Consider the following 524-nt stretch of genomic DNA (forward strand, 5'->3'; position numbering starts at 1 on the left):
ATCTAATCCTGTTTGCTCCCCACGCTTTCGCGCCTCAGTGTCAGTTACAGACCAGAAAGTCGCCTTCGCCACTGGTGTTCCTCCATATCTCTACGCATTTCACCGCTACACATGGAATTCCACTTTCCTCTTCTGCACTCAAGTCTCCCAGTTTCCAATGACCCTCCACGGTTGAGCCGTGGGCTTTCACATCAGACTTAAGAAACCACCTGCGCGCGCTTTACGCCCAATAATTCCGGATAACGCTTGCCACCTACGTATTACCGCGGCTGCTGGCACGTAGTTAGCCGTGGCTTTCTGGTTAGGTACCGTCAAGGTGCCAGCTTATTCAACTAGCACTTGTTCTTCCCTAACAACAGAGTTTTACGACCCGAAAGCCTTCATCACTCACGCGGCGTTGCTCCGTCAGACTTTCGTCCATTGCGGAAGATTCCCTACTGCTGCCTCCCGTAGGAGTCTGGGCCGTGTCTCAGTCCCAGTGTGGCCGATCACCCTCTCAGGTCGGCTACGCATCGTTGCCTTGG

The 524-nt window shown here is 53.8% G+C and carries 1 rRNA gene; it reads right to left on the minus strand.

The window, feature by feature from the left end:
- Positions 1 to 524: ribosomal RNA gene (locus JDS96_RS30645) — 16S ribosomal RNA — on the minus strand; the annotation flags it as partial.

This window comes from Bacillus cereus group sp. N21, from assembly GCF_016483395.1.
Classification (GTDB): domain Bacteria; phylum Bacillota; class Bacilli; order Bacillales; family Bacillaceae_G; genus Bacillus_A; species Bacillus_A pseudomycoides.